This is a genomic window from Nocardia sp. NPDC060220, from assembly GCF_042727815.1.
Lineage (GTDB): Bacteria > Actinomycetota > Actinomycetes > Mycobacteriales > Mycobacteriaceae > Nocardia.
Genome location: NZ_JBHWZY010001383.1, coordinates 1 through 1,071, shown reverse-complemented (window position 1 = coordinate 1,071; position 1,071 = coordinate 1). Strand labels below are relative to the sequence as shown.

The 1,071-nt window shown below is 66.6% G+C and carries 1 protein-coding gene and 1 pseudogene; both read left to right on the top strand.

The window, feature by feature from the left end; translation table 11 throughout:
- A pseudogene (locus tag ACFWF3_RS36955) lies at positions 1-150 on the top strand (proline dehydrogenase); the annotation flags it as partial.
- A 126-nt stretch (positions 151-276) separates the two neighbouring features.
- A partial coding sequence (locus ACFWF3_RS36950; RefSeq protein WP_379318911.1) for an amino acid permease occupies positions 277-1,071 on the top strand: 795 nt, incomplete at its 3' end.

Below are 1,071 nucleotides of genomic sequence, written 5' to 3'. Positions count from 1 at the left end.
CAGCAGCGACTCGCCGCCGCGGGCAACCATGTTCGCGTATACGTCCCCTACGGTGACCAGTGGTACGGGTACTTCATGCGCAGGCTGGCCGAAAGGCCCGCCAACCTCGGGTTCTTCCTGCGCGCATTGGTCGGCACGCGCGGAAGATGACCGGCTCGGTCGAACGATCATCGCCGCTGAACATTATTCACTCTCGACGCCCGTGGTTGCGCGTGGCGGTGTACTCGGATGAGCCCACCGTGACGCGGCGGTGTGCGCCGATGGAAGGAAACGCGAATGTCTTTCGCAGAGCTGCGCACCCAGATGTTGCGCCGCAAACCATTGATCGAGGTCGACGACGAGATCCCCAGTGACGAGCGCCTGGCCAAATCACTCGGGCTCTGGCAGCTCACCGCGATCGGCGTCGGCGGCATCATCGGCGCGGGCATCTTCACGCTGGCGGGCTCGGTCGCGCACTCGGTCACCGGTCCGGCAGTTCTGATCTCGTTCCTGATCGCCGGTGTCGCCAGCGCCGCGGCAGCGCTGTGCTACGCCGAATTCGCGGGCATGGTCCCGAAAGCGGGCTCGGCCTACACCTACGGCTACGTTTCCCTCGGTGAGCTCGCCGGCTGGTTCATCGGCTGGGATCTGCTGCTCGAGTACATCGCGGTGGCGGCGGTGGTCGCGATCGGTGTATCGGGCTATTTCGGGTTCCTGCTCGATCAGATCGGGCTGACCCTGCCGGAGTGGATGCTCGGCGCGCCCGATACCGGGGACGGCCGGGTGATCGACCTGTTCGCGGTGCTGTTCTGTCTCGGCACCGCGTGGGTGCTCTCGCGCGGCATCGGCAGTGTGGGCCGGTTCGAGACGGTCGCGGTCGGCATCAAGGTCGCCCTGGTCGTGCTCATCGTGGTGCTCGGGGTGTTCCATATCGACAGCGCCAACTACGAGCCGTACTTCCCGTTCGGCACCGGCGCGGTGTGGACGGGTGCGGCGACGGTGTTCTTCGCCGTGTTCGGCTATGACGCGATGAGCACCGCCGCTGAGGCGGACGATACCCGACGTGACCTCGGCCGTCCGCGCCTGCCGTGC